Raw genomic sequence first — 936 nt, forward strand, 5'->3', positions numbered from 1 at the left:
AGGCCAAAAACGGCTCACCCGCTATCACGCACCAACTCGTAAGACGACGTCTCATTTGGTGAGTCTGCGGTAGCAGATGAGGCTGCAGGCGATGGCGGTGAAGGCCAGGAAGTGCTCGGGCTTGCGTTCGTAGCGGCGGTGCAGACGGCGGCAGCTGCCCAGCCAGGACATCGTGCGCTCGATCGTCCAGCGATGCCGGCCCAGCCGGGTGGAGGACTCGATGCCCTTGCGGGCGATGCGGTGCCGGATGCCTCGCTTGCGTAGCCATCGGCGCAGGTGGTCGTAGTCGTAGCCCTTGTCCGCGTGCAGCTTGGCGGGTCGGCGCCTGCGCGGGCCGCGGCGGGAGCGGATCGGCGGGATGCCGCGCACGAGCGGCTCGAGTGCCTGGCTGTCGTGCAGGTTCGCGCCAGAGATCCCGATCGAGAGGGGTAAACCGGCCCGCTCGGTGATCAAGTGGATCTTCGAGTCCTTCTTGCCCCGGTCCACAGGATTCGGACCTGTCAGGTCCCCCCCTTTCAAGGCCCGCATGTTCACCGAGTCGATCGCGCACCGAGACCAGTCCAGCTCTCCGCGCGAACCCAGCTCGTCGAGGATGAGGCGGTGCAGTTTGGCCCAGACGCGGGCGGCGGTCCACTCGGTGAAGCGCCGGTGCGCCGTCGGCCCCGACGGACCGAAGACGGGCGGCAGCTGCCGCCAAGTGCAGCCCGTCGTGGCCACGAAGATGATCGCGGCCAGCACCTCGCGATCCCCATACCGCCGCCGACCGCCGCCCTGCGGCCGCGATGGAGCAGGCGGGACCACCCGCTCGAACAGCTCCCACAACTCGTCCGGCACCAAGCGCTCAACCATCACCACGCGGTGCAGACGACCCAGCAGTCCAAATGAGACGTCGTCTTACGAGTTGGTGCGTGATAGCGGGTGAGCCGTTTTTGGCCT

General features: G+C 67.5%; 1 protein-coding gene. It reads right to left on the bottom strand.

Annotated elements, in window-relative coordinates:
- Window positions 1-51 precede the first annotated feature (51 nt).
- Entirely contained in the window at window positions 52-849 is a 798-nt protein-coding gene (locus IE263_RS48045; protein ID WP_189944462.1) for an IS5 family transposase, read from the bottom strand.
- Window positions 850-936 lie beyond the last annotated feature (87 nt).

The organism is Streptomyces aurantiogriseus, assembly GCF_014649375.1.
Lineage (GTDB): Bacteria > Actinomycetota > Actinomycetes > Streptomycetales > Streptomycetaceae > Streptomyces > Streptomyces aurantiogriseus.